Origin of the sequence: Jiangella alkaliphila, from assembly GCF_900105925.1 — a bacterium.
GTDB classification, from domain to species: Bacteria; Actinomycetota; Actinomycetes; order Jiangellales; family Jiangellaceae; genus Jiangella; species Jiangella alkaliphila.
The window spans coordinates 5,774,851-5,789,270 of record NZ_LT629791.1; the positions used below are offsets into that span (position 1 = coordinate 5,774,851).

Genomic DNA, 14,420 nt, shown 5'->3' on the forward strand with positions numbered 1-14,420 from the left:
TGCGGGAGGAGAGCCGGCAGTGCGGACACGCGCGGCGGGCGCGCATCGCGCGGCGGAATTCAGCGTCGTCGGAGTCACAACCAGGGCAGAACGGCCGGGGACCCACCCTGGTCACCACGCCCTGTGCCGGGTCGTACCGGCCGTGGCCCAGGAGTGCGCGGGCACGCGCCCGATGGGGTGGCCGAGTGGGAGCGAGCACGGCCAGGGCTCACGGTCGAGGCCGGCCGTGGGTGGACGGCCGACGGCGCGGCACAGGCCGGTCAGGGCGAAGCGGGTGAGCTGGGCCTCATCGGCGGCCCACCACAGCCACCACACCCCGTTGCGCCCGTCTTCGAGGCCGAGGCCGACGTGCTGGTCTCCCAGGTGGTCGGCCTGGGCTTCGCAGTGCACGAGGTAGCCGGCGTGGACGCCCGATGACGGTCCGCCGAGTGCGGGCATGTGGGCGGCCTCGACGATCGTGGTGTACGGGCAGGACGGCACGAGATCCTCGACCAGGTCGTGCCTCGAGGGCGACGGGACGACGCGGCACCGGTAGGTGCCCGGCGTCGTGGTGCCCCACCGGGTGGAGATGCGGGTGAACCCGAGTTTCGTCACGACCTGGTCCCATCCGGTGGCGTCGGCGGGGGTCACGACACCGGTGAGTTCGTCGACGAGGCCGCCGTTGCGGTGGCGGATCTGGATGGTCCACAGCGGTGACGCCGGTGGTCGTGGTGCGATGCACCACGCGGTGAGAACGTGCATGGCGGCCTCTCGTTACTCCCCGGCCCCGGGAGCTGCCCTGCGCTCAATCAAAACGAGTCTCGTCCCCATTATGCATGAGTGGGACACAGATGGACAGAGATAGTCTGAGATGGACACAGCTGGTCACAGCTGGACTGAGTTGGTATGTCTAGGGTCGTGGCTCGTGGAGGAGGAGCCGCGGTCGCCGATCGAGGGTCCCGGGTACCGGTGGGAGAACCTCGCGGACCTGCTCGCCGGGCAGATCGAGAGCGGGGAGATCCCGCCCGATGCGAAGTTGCCCAGCCTGCGGGAGCTCAGCGAGGACTACGAGGTGTCGGTCAACACCGCCAAGGCCGCCGTGCGGAGCCTGCGAGAGCGTGGCCTGGTGGTGACATGGCACGGTGGCGGGAGCTACGCCATCGGGCCGCAGACCCGGGAACGGCTCGAACGGCGGCTCCAGCGACCCGGCGACGAGCAGACAGATGTCCCGCCCGGCGCCTGACGGCCCTCGCGCCCTCACCAGCCGCCGCGTGGTCACCGGGGGTCTCCTCGCATCATCACGCCGAGCGTCGCGTCGACGAGGGCGTCTGACTGGGTGTCGATGACGTGCAGTCCGCGCCAGCGCTGCCAGCCGTAGCGCTCGAGGATCGCCCCGGCGCGCGCGGCGGCCGTCTCGGCCTCGGCCCGGCCGCCGCCGAACTGGGCCGGCGAGATCCGGCATGCGGCCAGCCGGGCCCACGAGCGGAACCGCTCCACTGTGGCCGACATCATCAGCCCGGCGAGGTCCATCCCGCGCCATGGCGGCGCCAACTCGCACTCGGTGATGATCAGCACCGCGGACGTCCGGTCGGCGGTGGGCGAACCGATCAACTCATCCAGCTCGGGATTCAGGCGCCCCGTGCTGGCCTCGAAGGCGGTTTGCAGCACGAACCCCAGCTCCACGGGCAGCGGGTCGACCCGTACTGGATCGGGCCAGGCCAGCCATGCGGTGATGTCGCCGACGTGACGGACCCGCTCGTCGCACTCACCCTCAGCGTCGGCGTTGGCGTGCCAGCGCTGTGTCCGTGGCGCGTCCCAGGCCGGCCCGCGCTGGCACACCGTCAGGGCGACGGCCGACGGATCCGCGGGCGGGTCAGGCATCGGCTGCCGCGATGATCCGTGCACGCGCGGCGGCCGCGCGCCGGCCCTGTGGTCGATCGGAAGGAGTGGCCACCCACCTAGGGCTGGGCGGCCACCCCCGGCCGCAGCCCGGCACGCGGGGTGGGACTGGCCGCGGTCGAACGTGGCCAGGCGGTCGGCGCGCACGGGGGTCGTGCCGGCGATGCCCAGGCCGCCGCACATCACACGTCCCACCGCTGGACCACGGACATGAGTCTAACCAGGTATTCGCTGCAATCAATGCAAATCATGCATTCGCTGCACCAGCAAGTAAACGCGGCTTTCGATGCTCGACGGTTGTCGTTGTGACAGCCAAGCCCGTGTCGACCGGGGTCGCGGCGAAAGCCATAGGAGTCGATCCGACGACCCTGACACGGTGGTGGCACAAGGGCCTGGTCACGCCGGAGTTCGTCACACCCGGCGGACACGCCCGCTGGGATGAGGAGAAGCTGAAAGAGCAGCTCCGCGCGATGCGGCATCGCGAGGACTAGGCACGCTCAGCACGGACCCCAACAGCACCGGCGCCGCCATTCGCAGGGGCCGCACGAGGGCCCGCATCCCGCCGGAGCCAGCCGGCTCGAGGCCCGCGCGGTGGCAGCGCGGCGGCTCGCCGTGATGGTGTTCGGGATCCATGCCCTGCGATGGCGCGGCAGTGGGGTGACAGAAGCCCTCGGGCCCGGTCCCGAGGGCTTCCGCCGACGCCATCCCGGGGGCGACTGCACTCACCCGACATGATTACGATAAATAGCAGTCTGCAGCGCGCCGACTCCGGGACGTGGGCGCTGCCAAGCGGCGGCTTGGAGCTGGGCGAGTCGCTGACGCAGTGCGCCGTCCGGGAGGCGCGCGAGGAGACCGGCCTCGACGTCGAGCTCACCGGGAGCGTCGGGATCTACAGCGACCCCCGGCCACGTCATCGCCTACCCCGACGGCGAGGTCCGGTAGGAGTTCAACGTGACCTTCGAGGCACGCTGGATCGGAGGCGAGCTGCGCGGCTCGGACGAGTCGACAGCGTTGCAGTGGGTCGACCTGGGCGACCTGGCCGCGGTGCGGATGCAGCCGTCGCAACGGCGGCGGCTGGAGCACTACGCCCGCGACGGCGCCAGCCGCCCGCACGTCGACCAACTGGCGGCGAGAAAACTCTTTACAACGACTCGGGTTTTACGTTACCCTTGACCTAGGTAAAGAGTTTTGGGGATGATGACGATGGCGACGGAGCGGCCAGGCCGGGAGATCCCGAAGGAATACCGCGAGGTCATCGACTACCAGATCAGCCAACACGGCTGGTGGTACGAGCACCCAGCCAACAGGCAGCCGCGGGTCTACCCGGCCGACCGGTCCAAGCCGCCGATCGTGCTCGCGTCGACGCCCAGCGACCGGCGCGCGCTGAAGAACTTCGTCGCCGCCGTGCGACGGGCAGGTGGCGAGTGGCCACCAGGGAGGAGAGCGTGATGACCGGGTACTGCGTGACCGTCGACGTCCTGCTCGACGGTCACTCCCCGCTCGACCCCGCCATCCTCGGCGACACCACCGTCGACCGGCTGGGCGCCATGACCGATGCGCTGGCCCACCTCTACGGCGCGATCAGCGGCGACGAGCGCGGCTGGTCGGCGACGGTGACCCTGGACGACGACACCCTAAACGGCGCCCGCGACCGCGCCGTCAGCGAGATCCTGGCGGCCGCCGACCGGGCCAGGCTGCCCACGGCGCCGGTGGTGCGGGTCGAGGTGGTGCGCGAGGACGTCCGCGACGCCGAGCAGGAGCGGCCGACCCTGCTGGACCTGGTGTCCGGGCCGGAGGCGGCGGAGATCCTGGGTGTCAGCCGGCAGCGCGTGCACCAACTGGCGCACGAGCACCCCGACTTCCCGGCGCCGGCCTACCAGCTCGGCGTCGGCAGCCTGTGGTTCCGCGCCGGCGTCGAGGCGTTCGGGCAGCGGTGGGAGCGCCGCGCCGGGCGGCCGCCGTCGAAGACCGCTTGACCGCCTGTCCGGCGGTGGCCGTACGCTGGGCGTTCGGCAACGCGCGGAGGATTGCCATGATGCATGTAACCGGTACTATTGCACGGGTCAGCAGCGAGCTCCCGGACGGCGAGCCGGGCCACACGGTGACGCTGCGGTACCGGCTGGCGCAGCACCTGCCGGAGATCGAGGAGACGTACTTCGTCGACGAGCCGTTCCCCGGCGAGGTCGGCCAGGTCGCCGTTGTCGAGATCCACCAGCGGCGCATTGTCAGGGTGAAGGGCGTCGCCGAGCTGCCGACGCGAGACTGAACCCGGGGGCGCGCATCCCTCCCCGACCCCGGACGGGCAGGGATGCGCGCGGCCTCACGGATGCACCACGGGCCCGCGTCGTGGTCGGCGGCGAACGTCTGCGGCGCGAAGGATGCGGCACACGTCGCTCTTGCGCAGCCACACCGACTCGTCCGACAGCGCGGCCCAGTCGGGCGTGAACGTCACCCAGACGTGCGTCGCGGTCCACTTCCGGGCGACGACCGGCCGGTAGTGCTCGCCGTCGACGCCGTCGATGAGGCAGGCGATGGCCAGGACCGCGCCCATGTTCCGCGGCGGCATGTCACCTGGGATCTCTTCGTTCCGATACCCGGCCATGCCGTCATCTTAGAACACGTGTTCGCACATACCTGCCACCGGGCGGACGAGAGTCGGGCGGGCGGGGCGGGGCGGTTGGTCTCGGCGGATGCTAGTTGCACCTACAGACTAGAAACCCCTCATGAAGGTTGTGGGCGGTGCATATGCGGCACGCTGGTGCCTTTCCGAAGTGGAGGTAGGGGGCGACCGTGTTGACCACGTGGACAAGCATCGTTGTTGACGGCGTCCCGTACGTCCGAACGGCCGTGCCCACCCGCTGGTTCACCGCTGCCGACGACCTGCACGCCACCCTGCTGGAGTCGCTGCCGTTGCTAGAACGCGGTGACACCGTGGTCGTCAGCGAGAAGGTCGCCGTGTTCCTGACCGGCCGGGCAGTACCGATCGACGCCGTCCAGCCTGGACGGCTCGCCCACCTGTTGGCCCGGGCGGTACGGCCCCGGCCCGGATCTCGCGGGCTGTCCGTGCCGGAGAAGATGCAGTTCGTCGTCGCCGAGATCGGGCGTCCGCGGGTGATCGTCGCAGCGCTGCTGAGCGCGCTGACCCGGCCGTTCGGTTTTGCCGGGGTCTTCTACCGGGTGGCCGGTCCGGTCGCCCGCGACGTCGACGGCGGCCGCCCACCCTACGAGCACCTGGTGTTCCCGCCCCTCACCGCGGGTGAGTCCACCGAACTGTGCGCCGACCTGGAGGCGTGGCTCGGTGTCGGAGTGGCGATCGTGGACCTGAACGACTACGGCGGCACCGTCCGCGGCGTGTCGCCGCAAGCCGCCGCGCCCGGCGTCCTGCTCGCCGTTCTCGCGGGCAATCTGCTCGGGCAGCGCAGCACCAGCACGCCTTTCGGCATCGTCCGGCGGTTGAGCGACCGGTAGTTCCTGACCAACACGCGAAAGCCGCCCCACCCAGCGCCGAGCCGGATGGGGCGGCTTCGACGGGGCCCAAACCCTCGCGATCCCAGGCCCCCGCCACGTGGGCGTCCGGCCTCTTCATCCCCCGTGCTGGACGATGCTGCCGCACCGGTCGAGGCGTTGTCGACCCCGCTGATAGGTGATGAGAGAACTCTCATCCGCAGCGGGCGGGCGACCTGTTGACACGCCGGTCAACGAGGAGCAGGGTCCGGGTGATCGAGAGCGCCGGGCCGGTGGGCACACCTCAACCGGCCGGGCACCGGCCCCGCCGCTGGCGGCTACGGCACTGGGGTCGGCGGTCGCCCCCGCTGACCGGGGCCGGAGATCCCGCGAGGCGGGGGCGGACCCATTCGGGGAGGCCAAACGTCGATCGAAGGGGGCGGACAACGATGTCCGAACCAACCACACCGCAGGGACCGCAGTAGCGCCCATACGGGTACGGCCCGCCGCCAGACTCGACCTGGCCGCAGCAGCAACCGCCACGCAAGACATCCGGGCTAGCCGTAGCGTCCCTCGTCCTGGGCATCGTTTGGGTGTTCTGGATCGGCTCCATCCTCGCCGTGATCTTCGGCCACATCGCGCTGAAGCGGACCGAGCAACCGAACGTCGGCGGCCGCGGCCTGGCCGTCGCCGGGCTCGTGCTCGGCTACATCGGCATCGCAACGCTGGTGCCCTGGCTGCTGATCATCGCCGCGGCCTGACCCCGAGCAGGAACGTGCCGCTGGTCCTCGATCGCCCCCGTTTCGTAGGACCAGCGGCACCCCCAACACGCGAACGACGACGCCCCGCCGACCGCGATGGCCGGAGAGGCGTCGTTGTGTCCGGGGCCTGTGATATGTCAGCCGCTGCACATTGCCTCCGGCGTTGTGGTTGGCGCGCATCTCGGTCCGCGGCTGCGCGACCTGCGTCTCCAGCTCGGTGACCCGCTTGCGGAGCCGTTCGTTCTCCGCGAGCACCGTCTTGAGCACGGTGTCCTGGACGATGAGGGCGCCTTGTGCGGAGGTGACGACCATCTGGCCGGCCTCCGGACGCAGCTTCACCAGCGCGATGAAGAACCCGCCGACGCCGCCGATGCCGAACAGCACGCCCACGAAGGCGATGACGTCACTGGCGTCCACGGATCGGCCTCCTGATGAGGACAGAGATCCGCAGCGCGGCGCCGGCCGCGACGAAGAACGAGAACGCCACCGCGATCGCGGCGTCCAGACCCCAGCCGAGCAGCTGCCCGAACAGCAGGCCGCGCGCCAGCACGACACAGGACAGCAGGATTAGCCCGGCGCTTCGACGTCGCCGCGCGGCCCGCGCCGGGTGGTGGCCAACGGAAGTTGCACCCGCGGGGTGTGGGCGCGGGGGCGCACCTCATGAACCACAGCAGTGGACGCCGGTGCGGAGGGAGAAGCTATGACTGCGGGAAACGCGCAAGAGGAGCACTGCGTCGTGGGTCAGCTGCAACTGTCGGTGCGAGTCACTTCGGCGGATGTGGGCCTCGGCAGACCGGTGACGCGGTTCGAATGGCAGGTGGAATCAACGGATCCGGACCTACCCGGCACGATGTCCAAGGATCACCTCTACGAGTTAGCTGACCGCCAGCTGACCGGCCGGGAGGGGCTGCGCCTCCTGGCGCGCGCGCTGATCAGCGCCGGCGAGGACTTCCACGAAGCTGGGCACGGTGACCTCAGATACCCGTTCTGGCTGGCGGCCATTGCCCACCGCCACCTCACCGACCTGACGGTCGTGGCCTGGACCGGGGTAAGCCCTACGGAGATCATCACCGTCGGGATCCCCACCGACCGGTTCATGCTCGCCGTCGACCTCACCCGCGAAATCCTGCGCGCCTCAACACAGATGCAAGGCCCCGGCCTCCATGGGCCCGAGACCCTCTCCGTCCTTCAGGACTTCGCAGCCAGGGCAGACCGAGATGTCGCCGTCCCGGACCCCGGAGATCCGAACGGTCCGCCACTGTATGAGGGACCAGCCGGCGAGGCTCACCACCACCTCGCACCAGGCAGCTACGACGCGCACCTCCGCCACCACCCCGACCACGAACTCACCGTGTTCGTCGCCGAAGCGCCGATGACGGACGGCCTGATGGCAGCGGCCTACCGGCCCGTCGACGCCGACCAGAGGCCATCGACCTCGCCCGCCGACCCTCCGAGCGCGTCGCCGGGCAACGCCCGGCACCCCAACCCACCGGGGCAGCCCGGCGGCTGGACACCACGACCACCCACACCACCGCACGGCCCCGACCACACCGATCCCCCAGCACCCGGACTGTAGGAGCGCCGGCGCCAGCTGTTTCAGCGAGGTCAGGCGAGTTCGATACTGGCCCAGATGCCCTCCGCGACGGCATCGGCGTCGCCGACCTGGAACACGACCGTCTGCGCCGGCGCGAGCGCGGAAGCTCTGCCAGCTCGACGGCCTGCGGCCGGCCGCCGGCCTGCACGACATTCACGCCGACGGCCCGCCCCTCACCGGTCAGGGGAGGCGCGACATGTCGACGGTGCACAGCATGCTGGCCGGCCTCCTGGCACCACGTGAGCGGGCACTTGTCCGGCTCGGCGATACGGCCGCTCCCGGTCATCGAACGAACTCCGCCTCGTAGCAGACCCGCAAGGCCACGAATGCGTGTTCGGCGTCGTCCACAGACTCGGCGGGCATGAGCTGTTCGAGTGCTGCATGAACGGCACCCTGGGCACCCGCGGGCGTCCAGTGGTCCCGCTGTGCGTCGGTGGCGATCTGGTTGAGCCGGTCAGCGATGGCGTGGATCTGTCGGGGCGTCAATACCATGAGGGTCCTTCCTCCCTGTGAGATCAGGCGAGCGACTGGACCGTGCAGCGCCAGCCATCAGCGGCCTCGGTCCACTCATCGAGCCGCGCAGAGCCGAGGTCATGCAGCGCGGCGTCGGCGCCGTCGGGTATGCGGGTGCTGCACGCCAGAGGGCGATCGGTGACCAACTCGCCACCCCCTATGACGAACACGTGGTGCAGCACAGAGCCCGATCGCGACGAGGGCAGGATGAAGGCACCCAGAGTCATGTGCTGGTTGCCTCGCGTCGCGTGATGCTGCGCCGCCAATGCTCGGCCCAGCCGGACCACACGCACGGCCACGTCTCCCCACAGCTGGCACAGGTCGATGTGCGGTGCGGGATCCAACGACCTGCCGGCACGTGAGCTGTCCGCAGCGCTTCGGCGTAGGCGTCGATCCAGTTCGGCGAGCAGTCAACGAGAGAATGGCCCTGCACAAGGGCAGTGCACCCGGTCGTTGCAGTTGACGTCCTGGCCCGATCGGCGCACAGCGCGATGGCCTGCGTGTCCGTCACTCCAGCTCCCAGGGTTGTCGGTAGTGGCGGCGCCCTGCCGGGGCTCTGGGCTCTCCCGGCAGGGCGCCAATAGCACGGGAGCCGCGAATGACGTGGATCACCTGTACCGTGGCCAAAAGTGAAGTCGAACGACGACCACCTAGCCACAGCACCAACGACGGGATTTTGTTGCAGAGTTGTCGCAGCGTCGCCGCTGACCAGGAACAACGCCGGCGAGAATTGTCAGGTGGGTGATTCGCAATGCACACAAGGCGTCGCGGCTTCGCGCAGCGCCGGCGTGCGCGCGGATATAGCCAGGAGAGATTCGCAGCCGCCGCCAAGGTAGATCGCACCACCATTGCACGATGGGAAGCGGGCGAGACCGACCCACAGCCGTGGCTGCGGCCAACGCTCGCCCAACTTCTCGACGTCACCCTCGACCAACTCGATGACCTCTTGGTCAACCATGAATCGGGTGCGCGCCGTCAGGCACCTCCGGTGCCATCGGTCGGTGACCGCTTCCACGAGCTACGCGATCGGATCCGCTCCGCAGCTGCCGTTGACGCCCAGGCCATCGACCTGCTCGCTGCCCAGGCCAACAACATCCGGCTGATGGATCGCATGCTCGGCGCCAGCGCTGCCGAGGCCCAGCTCAACGGGTATCTGGACGCCCTCCAGTCACTGAGGATGTTCAGCATCTCCCCGAACCAGCGGCGGCCCCTCGGCGGACTACACGCCCAGGCTGCCACCCTCGCAGGCTGGCAACGCCTTGACCGGCTCGACCTGCCCGCCGCCTGGCGGCACTACGAGGAGGCGAAGAACGCCGCGCGGGAGGCTGAGTCGACGACCGATCTCGCCCATTCGATGGCCGAACAGGCATACGTGCTCCGAGAGCTGGATGAGCCCGAGGCTGCACTACAGCTGGCAACCCATGCGCTGTCAGTCGCAGGGACCCGCGTGCCGTCGCTGATGCGAGCATGGCTGCACGCCGCCGTCGGCGAGTTTCACGCGCACGTCGGCGATTGGTCAGCGAGCAGGCAGGCGTTCGACACGTCCGCTCAGCTGCTGCCAGCAGATCCGCGCGACCCGCTGCTGCCCTACGTGGTGCTGGGCGATGTCCACCTGGACCGGTGGTCCGGCGCAGCCATGGCCAAGCTGGGCGACACGGCCTCGATCGACCAACTGCATAGCGCGCTCGGCGGGCTAGACCAGACCTTCACCCGCGCCCGTGCCGGGATGCACGTCGACCTGGCTGGCGCTCTGTACGCGGCCGGCCGACACCAGGAAGCCCGCTCTGAGTTGGTCCACGCCAGCCACCTCGCGAACCGTATCGGGTCCGCTCGTCAGCGCAAACGTGCGCGCCAACTGACGTCAGCGCTTGACGCTGCGTGAGGCCAGTAGATACAGCAGACCCACAAGGGATCCCCCACCCGCCACTTGCCCGTTAGTGATCATGGTCGGGATGTCCTCAAGGGGAATCCACGCGATTCGGCCGGCCTCTTCGCTGTCAGCCGGCTCACCGACACGTGACGCCGCCCTGACGACGTAGACCTCGTGACGCGCTGCGACCATGCCGGGCATCGGCTCGAACACCACGAGCGGTTCGATGGGACCGTCGGGCCGCCAGCCGGTCTCTTCTTCCGTCTCACGCGCGGCAGTGTCGGCACCGGACTCACCCTCCTCGATGACACCACCGGGAAGCTCCCACGCGACGGCATCCGGGACGAACCGGTGCCGGTAAAGCATCAGCACACAGTCCTCGTCATTGAGAACGACCGCAGCTGCGATCGGGCGCAGCCGCACGACGTGATGCCACCATCGGCTCCCGCCGGGCGGCTCGACGTCGACCTGGTCGAGACGCACCCAATGGTGTTCATAGAGCGTGCGCTCACTGTGAACTTTCCACCTTGGGACATCTCCGTGCTCCTCGCCCATGGTGCAGCAGGCTACGGGCAAGGGCGGATCGATAGTGCCAGCCTCGTCGATGCGAGCCTGGGTAGATCATCTGCGACCACCGCTGCAACGCTCCCGGCCGGGGCATGGCGGTATCCGCTTGACGCATACATAGTGGGAAGGAATCATGTTGGCACAACTCGCGCAATCTCGCGCAACGCCCCGGAGGAGTGAGTCATGCGCCTGCGTTTCATCGCCATCGACACCGGCAAGGACGGTTGTCCGACCCTCTACGCCACCGACCGAGACTCCTACGTCATCCAGGGCTGGCGGGTCGCCGACCCGACGGCTGTCGCCGGGCTGCAGCTCGGCGCCAATGAGACCTGCATCGAGGTGCCCTCCCGGCTCCTCACTGCACTCGAGGTGCCCAAGGGTCCCGCCAGCACGGAGGTCCCGTATGTGACCACCCCGGCCGGGACTTACGTGATCCGCGGTCCGGAGATCCTCGACGCCGAGACGCTGGCGCAGATGAACGTGCCCGGCCACGAGACCGCCGTCGAGGTACCGCGCGACCGGCTGGCGACCCTCGCCCGCGAGCTCGCATGACCTGGCTCAGCAACGAGGAGCGGGCCGGCCTGTTCGACACCTTCGACTTCGACGCGTTCCACCTGGAGATGCGCGACGTCTACGTCGTCGAGGACGAGGTCGAGCCGCAACGCAAGTGGCGGGCCGGCGAGTGGACCGACGCCGAGGCGGCTGAGTGGTGGGAGCCGTGGCTGGCGAAGATGCGCCGTGCGTCGGCCACAGGCCGGACGGTGCGTCGGCTCCGGATCGTCACTGAGCCGATCAGCGATTACACCCGGTTCCTGTGGGAGGGCACCCGTTTCAACGTGTCCGCCGGCGAGGACGTGCGCTGGCTGCCGCGCGACCAGGTGCCGCCTGATGTCGTGCTGCCGCCGGAGGATCTGTGGCTGTTCGACGACGAGCGGCTGATCTTCAACCACTTCGACGAGGCCAGCCAATCCATGCGGATGGAGCGCGTCGACGACGCTGCGATGATCAAGTTCGTCGTCGCCGCCCGCGACCGGCTCTGGCCGCTCGCCGTCCGGCACGCCGAGTATCAGCCGAGGTGAGATAGTCGCACGATGTCCGGTGAGGTCCAGCAGGCGCGGCAGGCGATGGGCGCCCGCCTGCGCGAGCTGCGCCACGACGCGGGCCTCACCGGCCGGGCGCTCGCCCAGCTGGCCGGCTGGCACCCGGCGAAGGTGTCCCGGCTGGAGTACGGCAAACAGGCGCCCTCAGAGCCCGACCTGCGCACGTGGTGCCAGCACTGCCGCGCCGACGACCAGGCCGCGGACCTGATCGCGACACTGCGCAACATCGAGGCCGCGTACCTGGAGTGGAAGCAGCAGTTACGCACAGGGATGCGCCGCAAGCAGAAGGCATCGTTCCCGCTCTACGAGCAGGCGTCCCTCGTGCGGGCCTACGAGCCGGCACTGATCCCCGGCTTGCTGCAGACCGCGGCCTACGCCCACGCGATCATGGGCCCGTACATCGACCTCCTACAGATCCCCGACGACCGGGCCGAGGCCGTCCCGGCGCGGATGGAGCGCCAGCGGCTGCTGTACGAGGGCGGCCGGCGGTTCCAGTTCGTGCTCGAGGAGGCAACGCTGCGCACCGTCGTCGGCGACCCTGAGGTGATGCTCGGCCAGCTCGACCGTGTCCTGGCCATCGTGTCCCTGCACCGGGTGAGCGTCGGCATCGTGCCCGAGCTCAGCGCGCGGGTGATCTGGCCGGCCGAAGGGTTCCTGATCTTCGACGGGTCCACCGTCCAGGTCGAGACCGTGTCGGCCCAGCTGACCATCACCCAACCGCGCGAGGTCGCCTTCTACCTGGAGACCTTTCGCCGGCTCCAGCTGTCGGCCCGGTACGGCGAGGACGCCCGTGAGCTGATCGCTCACGCGGTCAAGGCGCTTCGCGCAATCTGACGCAATCTCCTGGATCGGCCCTCCACGACGCACCTAGCGTCGGGGTCCACAGGGGCCCTGCTGCCGCCGGTCCGGCCGCCACTCACGTGGCCGGACTGGCGCCAGCGTTCCCCGGATCGCCGCCGATCGACGGAGGACCCGATGTTGTTCACCGCTCGTGTGCACGGACACGGGCTCGTCGACTGGACGCCCGAGAAGGTCGACGCTCACGCGGCCGAGCTCCTCGCCACCCACCAGCAGGGCCGCCGGCTGCACAGATCCGCTCGATGCCGCCGCTGCGACGAACTATGGCCGTGCAGCTCCGTCGCCTGGGCGGACCGATGGCAGCGGCGCGCTGCCGACACCCCCGGGGCGGCACGGCGGTGAGCGCCGACAGCCTCGCCGTCGTCCTCGTGTTGCCGGCGCTGTGGGGTGTCTGCCTGCTCATCGATCGCCTCCGAACGCGGCGAGGTGCGCGATGAGCCTCGCGGATGACCGCGGTGCTGACCTGCTGAGCGTCGGCGACAGCGCGCAGTTGTTCGTCGACGCCAGGCCCTGGACAGTCCGCAGGATCGCCGATCAACAAGTGCGCGTCGCGGTGCTCGAGCAAGTGGAGCGCGGCAATCTAATCCTGGAGCGCAGAGTGCGCGTCGACGTGCCGCGTCGGCACCGCCATGCGATCACGCGCGAGCTGGCACGCCAGAGCGCCGATCCCGTGGCCGACTTCGGGGGGCGTGCGCGTGCGATCCGGGTTGAGCGGCGACCTGAGCCTCAACGACCTCGCCCAGCTCACCGGCATGGCCAGCTCACACCTCAGTCGCCGTGGCGGCTTGTGAACCCTGACTCATTGACGGCCTCGAGCCTTCCAGTGCTGCGGTTCTCCTGTCTGTTGGCCACTCGACTTCGGATTGAGCTCGGGAGCGGCCGGTGACCGCTCAGGATCCGCGAATCCATCCAGCGGCTTCAGACTCCGGCCTATCGGGCGTACTGCCCGCGCTGCAGGAAGTCCGGTCGTACGTTCTCGTCGTACGGTCACGCCGAACAGGCCGCCCAGGGTCACGCGGATAAGCACGACCACATCACGCATGTGATCGACCAGTACGGCATCCGCATTGTGGGGTCGATGCGGCGGCGGGGCGACGGGGAAGCTGCGGGGCTGTGACCAGCCATAGTCATTCGGCCCGGCGTGCGGGTCACCAGGTGTTCCTTCGGGTCCCCGTCTCACCCCGGAAGAGGCTTGCACAGGTCCGCCGTGAATGTCTTCGCCGGCCGTTGTGTCCGGGCACGTTGAGCGAGCTCTGGGGTCGCGGTGATGTCCTGCGTGCTCGTCAGCGCGCTCGAGCGCAACGCATCGCGCAACGTCAGGACGCCGGCCATCGCGTTCGCAGCTCGATCGCGTGCGCCACGGGTAGTGCGCGCTCTCTCTCCCAGGCCGATTCGAGCCTGTCCCTTCGGGCAGAAGGCGTTCGAGGTCCGATGCCTCGCCGGTGCCCGGTGGAGACAACTGATGATTGATCGCGATGCCCCGGGCTACCACTACCAGCAGGTGGCTGACCTGCTTCGGGACCGGATGCTCGTGGGTAACCTGAGCAAGAAACGGCGGCTGCCCAGCCAGCCCGCCCTTGCCCGCGAGTACCGCACCTCGGTGGACACGGTCCGGCGCGCGGTTGCCGTGCTCCGGGAAGAAGGCATCGTCACTGTTGTTCACGGCCGCGGGATGTTTGGGCCCGAGGTTGAGGACCGCGGTGAGGAGTAGGACCGAGTCGGGTGTTCGCCGAGGTGCGCAAGGAGAAGCGACGTGCCAGGTCGTAGCTGGCTGGCCTGGTATGGCGCAGGCGCAGGCGCTGGCTGGCGGGGACCTTGGTGAGACTCGACCCGCA

Annotated in this window: 22 protein-coding genes and 1 pseudogene; 16 read left to right on the top strand and 7 right to left on the bottom strand. The window is 69.4% G+C overall.

Annotated features, from left to right (window positions below):
- Window positions 1–111: 111 nt before the first annotated feature.
- A complete protein-coding gene (locus BLV05_RS26530) occupies window positions 112–741 on the bottom strand; it encodes a hypothetical protein (protein WP_046771884.1) in 630 nt (209 codons plus the stop codon).
- Between the two features lie 163 nt (window positions 742–904).
- Between BLV05_RS26530 and BLV05_RS26535 the strand changes: the two genes are divergently transcribed.
- Window positions 905–1,222, top strand: a complete 318-nt coding sequence (locus BLV05_RS26535) for a winged helix-turn-helix domain-containing protein (protein ID WP_052763002.1) — start codon at window positions 905–907, stop codon at window positions 1,220–1,222.
- A gap of 32 nt (window positions 1,223–1,254) precedes the next feature.
- On the opposite strand, the gene BLV05_RS26540 is transcribed toward BLV05_RS26535, so the two are convergent.
- On the bottom strand, window positions 1,255–1,860 hold the full coding sequence (locus BLV05_RS26540; protein ID WP_046771883.1) for a hypothetical protein: 606 nt from the start codon (window positions 1,858–1,860) through the stop codon (window positions 1,255–1,257).
- Between the two features lie 323 nt (window positions 1,861–2,183).
- Between BLV05_RS26540 and BLV05_RS26545 the strand changes: the two genes are divergently transcribed.
- The 6 genes and pseudogenes from BLV05_RS26545 (at window position 2,184) to BLV05_RS26565 (ending at window position 4,144) form a co-directional block, all read left to right on the top strand.
- Window positions 2,184–2,369, top strand: coding sequence for a MerR family transcriptional regulator (locus tag BLV05_RS26545; RefSeq protein ID WP_046771882.1), 186 nt, complete (start codon window positions 2,184–2,186; stop codon window positions 2,367–2,369).
- Between the two features lie 240 nt (window positions 2,370–2,609).
- A pseudogene (locus BLV05_RS38760) lies at window positions 2,610–2,720 on the top strand (NUDIX domain-containing protein); the annotation flags it as partial.
- Window positions 2,721–2,829: 109 nt separating this feature from the next.
- The gene (locus BLV05_RS37845; RefSeq protein WP_052763001.1) at window positions 2,830–3,051 is read left to right on the top strand and encodes an NUDIX hydrolase; all 222 of its coding nucleotides are present in this window, start codon (window positions 2,830–2,832) and stop codon (window positions 3,049–3,051) included.
- A gap of 30 nt (window positions 3,052–3,081) precedes the next feature.
- Entirely contained in the window at window positions 3,082–3,327 is a 246-nt protein-coding gene (locus BLV05_RS26555; RefSeq protein ID WP_046771881.1) for a hypothetical protein, read from the top strand.
- Window positions 3,327–3,854 (top strand): helix-turn-helix transcriptional regulator, encoded by a 528-nt coding sequence (locus BLV05_RS26560; RefSeq protein ID WP_052763000.1) that lies wholly within the window; start codon window positions 3,327–3,329, stop codon window positions 3,852–3,854. The genes BLV05_RS26555 and BLV05_RS26560 overlap by 1 nt, the downstream gene beginning before the upstream one ends.
- A 56-nt stretch (window positions 3,855–3,910) precedes the next feature.
- Window positions 3,911–4,144, top strand: coding sequence for a hypothetical protein (locus tag BLV05_RS26565; RefSeq protein ID WP_152691020.1), 234 nt, complete (start codon window positions 3,911–3,913; stop codon window positions 4,142–4,144).
- 54 nt (window positions 4,145–4,198) lie between these two features.
- On the opposite strand, the gene BLV05_RS26570 is transcribed toward BLV05_RS26565, so the two are convergent.
- Window positions 4,199–4,480, bottom strand: a complete 282-nt coding sequence (locus tag BLV05_RS26570; RefSeq protein WP_083421400.1) for a hypothetical protein — start codon at window positions 4,478–4,480, stop codon at window positions 4,199–4,201.
- A 245-nt stretch (window positions 4,481–4,725) separates the two neighbouring features.
- Between BLV05_RS26570 and BLV05_RS26575 the strand changes: the two genes are divergently transcribed.
- Together BLV05_RS26575 and BLV05_RS38765 are read left to right on the top strand one after the other, a co-directional pair.
- Window positions 4,726–5,346, top strand: a complete 621-nt coding sequence (locus BLV05_RS26575; protein WP_052762999.1) for a hypothetical protein — start codon at window positions 4,726–4,728, stop codon at window positions 5,344–5,346.
- Window positions 5,347–5,915: 569 nt separating this feature from the next.
- Complete coding sequence (locus BLV05_RS38765; RefSeq protein ID WP_160312814.1) at window positions 5,916–6,083, top strand: DUF4190 domain-containing protein; 168 nt, start codon at window positions 5,916–5,918, stop codon at window positions 6,081–6,083.
- Between the two features lie 403 nt (window positions 6,084–6,486).
- Here BLV05_RS38765 and BLV05_RS36110 read toward each other — a convergent pair whose 3' ends face one another.
- Window positions 6,487–6,633 carry a hypothetical protein gene (locus BLV05_RS36110; RefSeq protein WP_157524317.1) on the bottom strand — a complete coding sequence of 49 codons (147 nt, stop codon included), beginning with the start codon at window positions 6,631–6,633 and terminating at the stop codon, window positions 6,487–6,489.
- A 186-nt stretch (window positions 6,634–6,819) separates the two neighbouring features.
- On the opposite strand from BLV05_RS36110, the gene BLV05_RS26590 reads away from it, so the two are divergent.
- The gene (locus BLV05_RS26590; protein ID WP_152691019.1) at window positions 6,820–7,659 is read left to right on the top strand and encodes a hypothetical protein; all 840 of its coding nucleotides are present in this window, start codon (window positions 6,820–6,822) and stop codon (window positions 7,657–7,659) included.
- A 300-nt stretch (window positions 7,660–7,959) separates the two neighbouring features.
- Here the strand turns inward: BLV05_RS26590 and BLV05_RS26595 are convergent, their stop codons facing one another.
- Together BLV05_RS26595 and BLV05_RS26600 are read right to left on the bottom strand one after the other, a co-directional pair.
- On the bottom strand, window positions 7,960–8,169 hold the full coding sequence (locus BLV05_RS26595; protein ID WP_046771875.1) for a hypothetical protein: 210 nt from the start codon (window positions 8,167–8,169) through the stop codon (window positions 7,960–7,962).
- A gap of 23 nt (window positions 8,170–8,192) precedes the next feature.
- Window positions 8,193–8,489 carry a hypothetical protein gene (locus tag BLV05_RS26600; RefSeq protein ID WP_152691018.1) on the bottom strand — a complete coding sequence of 99 codons (297 nt, stop codon included), beginning with the start codon at window positions 8,487–8,489 and terminating at the stop codon, window positions 8,193–8,195.
- Window positions 8,490–8,941: 452 nt separating this feature from the next.
- On the opposite strand from BLV05_RS26600, the gene BLV05_RS26605 reads away from it, so the two are divergent.
- The gene (locus BLV05_RS26605) at window positions 8,942–10,072 is read left to right on the top strand and encodes a helix-turn-helix domain-containing protein (RefSeq protein ID WP_082155692.1); all 1,131 of its coding nucleotides are present in this window, start codon (window positions 8,942–8,944) and stop codon (window positions 10,070–10,072) included.
- On the opposite strand, the gene BLV05_RS26610 is transcribed toward BLV05_RS26605, so the two are convergent.
- Window positions 10,052–10,615 (bottom strand): NUDIX hydrolase, encoded by a 564-nt coding sequence (locus BLV05_RS26610; RefSeq protein WP_046771873.1) that lies wholly within the window; start codon window positions 10,613–10,615, stop codon window positions 10,052–10,054. The genes BLV05_RS26605 and BLV05_RS26610 overlap by 21 nt on opposite strands.
- A 195-nt stretch (window positions 10,616–10,810) precedes the next feature.
- Here BLV05_RS26610 and BLV05_RS26615 point away from each other — a divergent pair, with 195 nt between their 5' ends.
- The 5 genes from BLV05_RS26615 to BLV05_RS36695 all read left to right on the top strand — a co-directional run bounded on the left by BLV05_RS26615 (window position 10,811) and on the right by BLV05_RS36695 (window position 14,296).
- The gene (locus BLV05_RS26615; protein WP_046771872.1) at window positions 10,811–11,179 is read left to right on the top strand and encodes a hypothetical protein; all 369 of its coding nucleotides are present in this window, start codon (window positions 10,811–10,813) and stop codon (window positions 11,177–11,179) included.
- The gene (locus BLV05_RS26620) at window positions 11,176–11,706 is read left to right on the top strand and encodes a DUF6879 family protein (RefSeq protein ID WP_046771871.1); all 531 of its coding nucleotides are present in this window, start codon (window positions 11,176–11,178) and stop codon (window positions 11,704–11,706) included. Before BLV05_RS26615 ends, BLV05_RS26620 begins: the two co-directional genes overlap by 4 nt.
- A 12-nt stretch (window positions 11,707–11,718) precedes the next feature.
- Entirely contained in the window at window positions 11,719–12,561 is an 843-nt protein-coding gene (locus tag BLV05_RS26625; protein ID WP_046771870.1) for a helix-turn-helix domain-containing protein, read from the top strand.
- Between the two features lie 457 nt (window positions 12,562–13,018).
- Window positions 13,019–13,471 (top strand): hypothetical protein, encoded by a 453-nt coding sequence (locus tag BLV05_RS36115; RefSeq protein ID WP_152691017.1) that lies wholly within the window; start codon window positions 13,019–13,021, stop codon window positions 13,469–13,471.
- 576 nt (window positions 13,472–14,047) lie between these two features.
- Complete coding sequence (locus BLV05_RS36695) at window positions 14,048–14,296, top strand: winged helix-turn-helix domain-containing protein (protein WP_046771869.1); 249 nt, start codon at window positions 14,048–14,050, stop codon at window positions 14,294–14,296.
- The last annotated feature ends 124 nt before the right edge of the window (window positions 14,297–14,420 follow it).

Bases quoted from the DNA above. Each gene is read 5' to 3' on its own strand.
- BLV05_RS26625 (WP_046771870.1), top strand. From the start codon at position 11,719: ATGTCCGGTGAGGTCCAGCAGGCGCGGCAGGCGATGGGCGCCCGCCTG.
- BLV05_RS26560 (WP_052763000.1), top strand. From the start codon at position 3,327: ATGACCGGGTACTGCGTGACCGTCGACGTCCTGCTCGACGGTCACTCC.
- BLV05_RS26620 (WP_046771871.1), top strand. From the start codon at position 11,176: ATGACCTGGCTCAGCAACGAGGAGCGGGCCGGCCTGTTCGACACCTTC.
- BLV05_RS26570 (WP_083421400.1), bottom strand. From the start codon at position 4,480: ATGGCCGGGTATCGGAACGAAGAGATCCCAGGTGACATGCCGCCGCGG.
- BLV05_RS26615 (WP_046771872.1), top strand. From the start codon at position 10,811: ATGCGCCTGCGTTTCATCGCCATCGACACCGGCAAGGACGGTTGTCCG.
- BLV05_RS26565 (WP_152691020.1), top strand. From the start codon at position 3,911: ATGATGCATGTAACCGGTACTATTGCACGGGTCAGCAGCGAGCTCCCG.
- BLV05_RS26605 (WP_082155692.1), top strand. From the start codon at position 8,942: ATGCACACAAGGCGTCGCGGCTTCGCGCAGCGCCGGCGTGCGCGCGGA.
- BLV05_RS26595 (WP_046771875.1), bottom strand. From the start codon at position 8,169: ATGGTATTGACGCCCCGACAGATCCACGCCATCGCTGACCGGCTCAAC.
- BLV05_RS36115 (WP_152691017.1), top strand. From the start codon at position 13,019: ATGAGCCTCGCGGATGACCGCGGTGCTGACCTGCTGAGCGTCGGCGAC.
- BLV05_RS26540 (WP_046771883.1), bottom strand. From the start codon at position 1,860: ATGCCTGACCCGCCCGCGGATCCGTCGGCCGTCGCCCTGACGGTGTGC.
- BLV05_RS36695 (WP_046771869.1), top strand. From the start codon at position 14,048: ATGATTGATCGCGATGCCCCGGGCTACCACTACCAGCAGGTGGCTGAC.
- BLV05_RS26555 (WP_046771881.1), top strand. From the start codon at position 3,082: ATGGCGACGGAGCGGCCAGGCCGGGAGATCCCGAAGGAATACCGCGAG.
- BLV05_RS26530 (WP_046771884.1), bottom strand. From the start codon at position 741: ATGCACGTTCTCACCGCGTGGTGCATCGCACCACGACCACCGGCGTCA.
- BLV05_RS26610 (WP_046771873.1), bottom strand. From the start codon at position 10,615: ATGGGCGAGGAGCACGGAGATGTCCCAAGGTGGAAAGTTCACAGTGAG.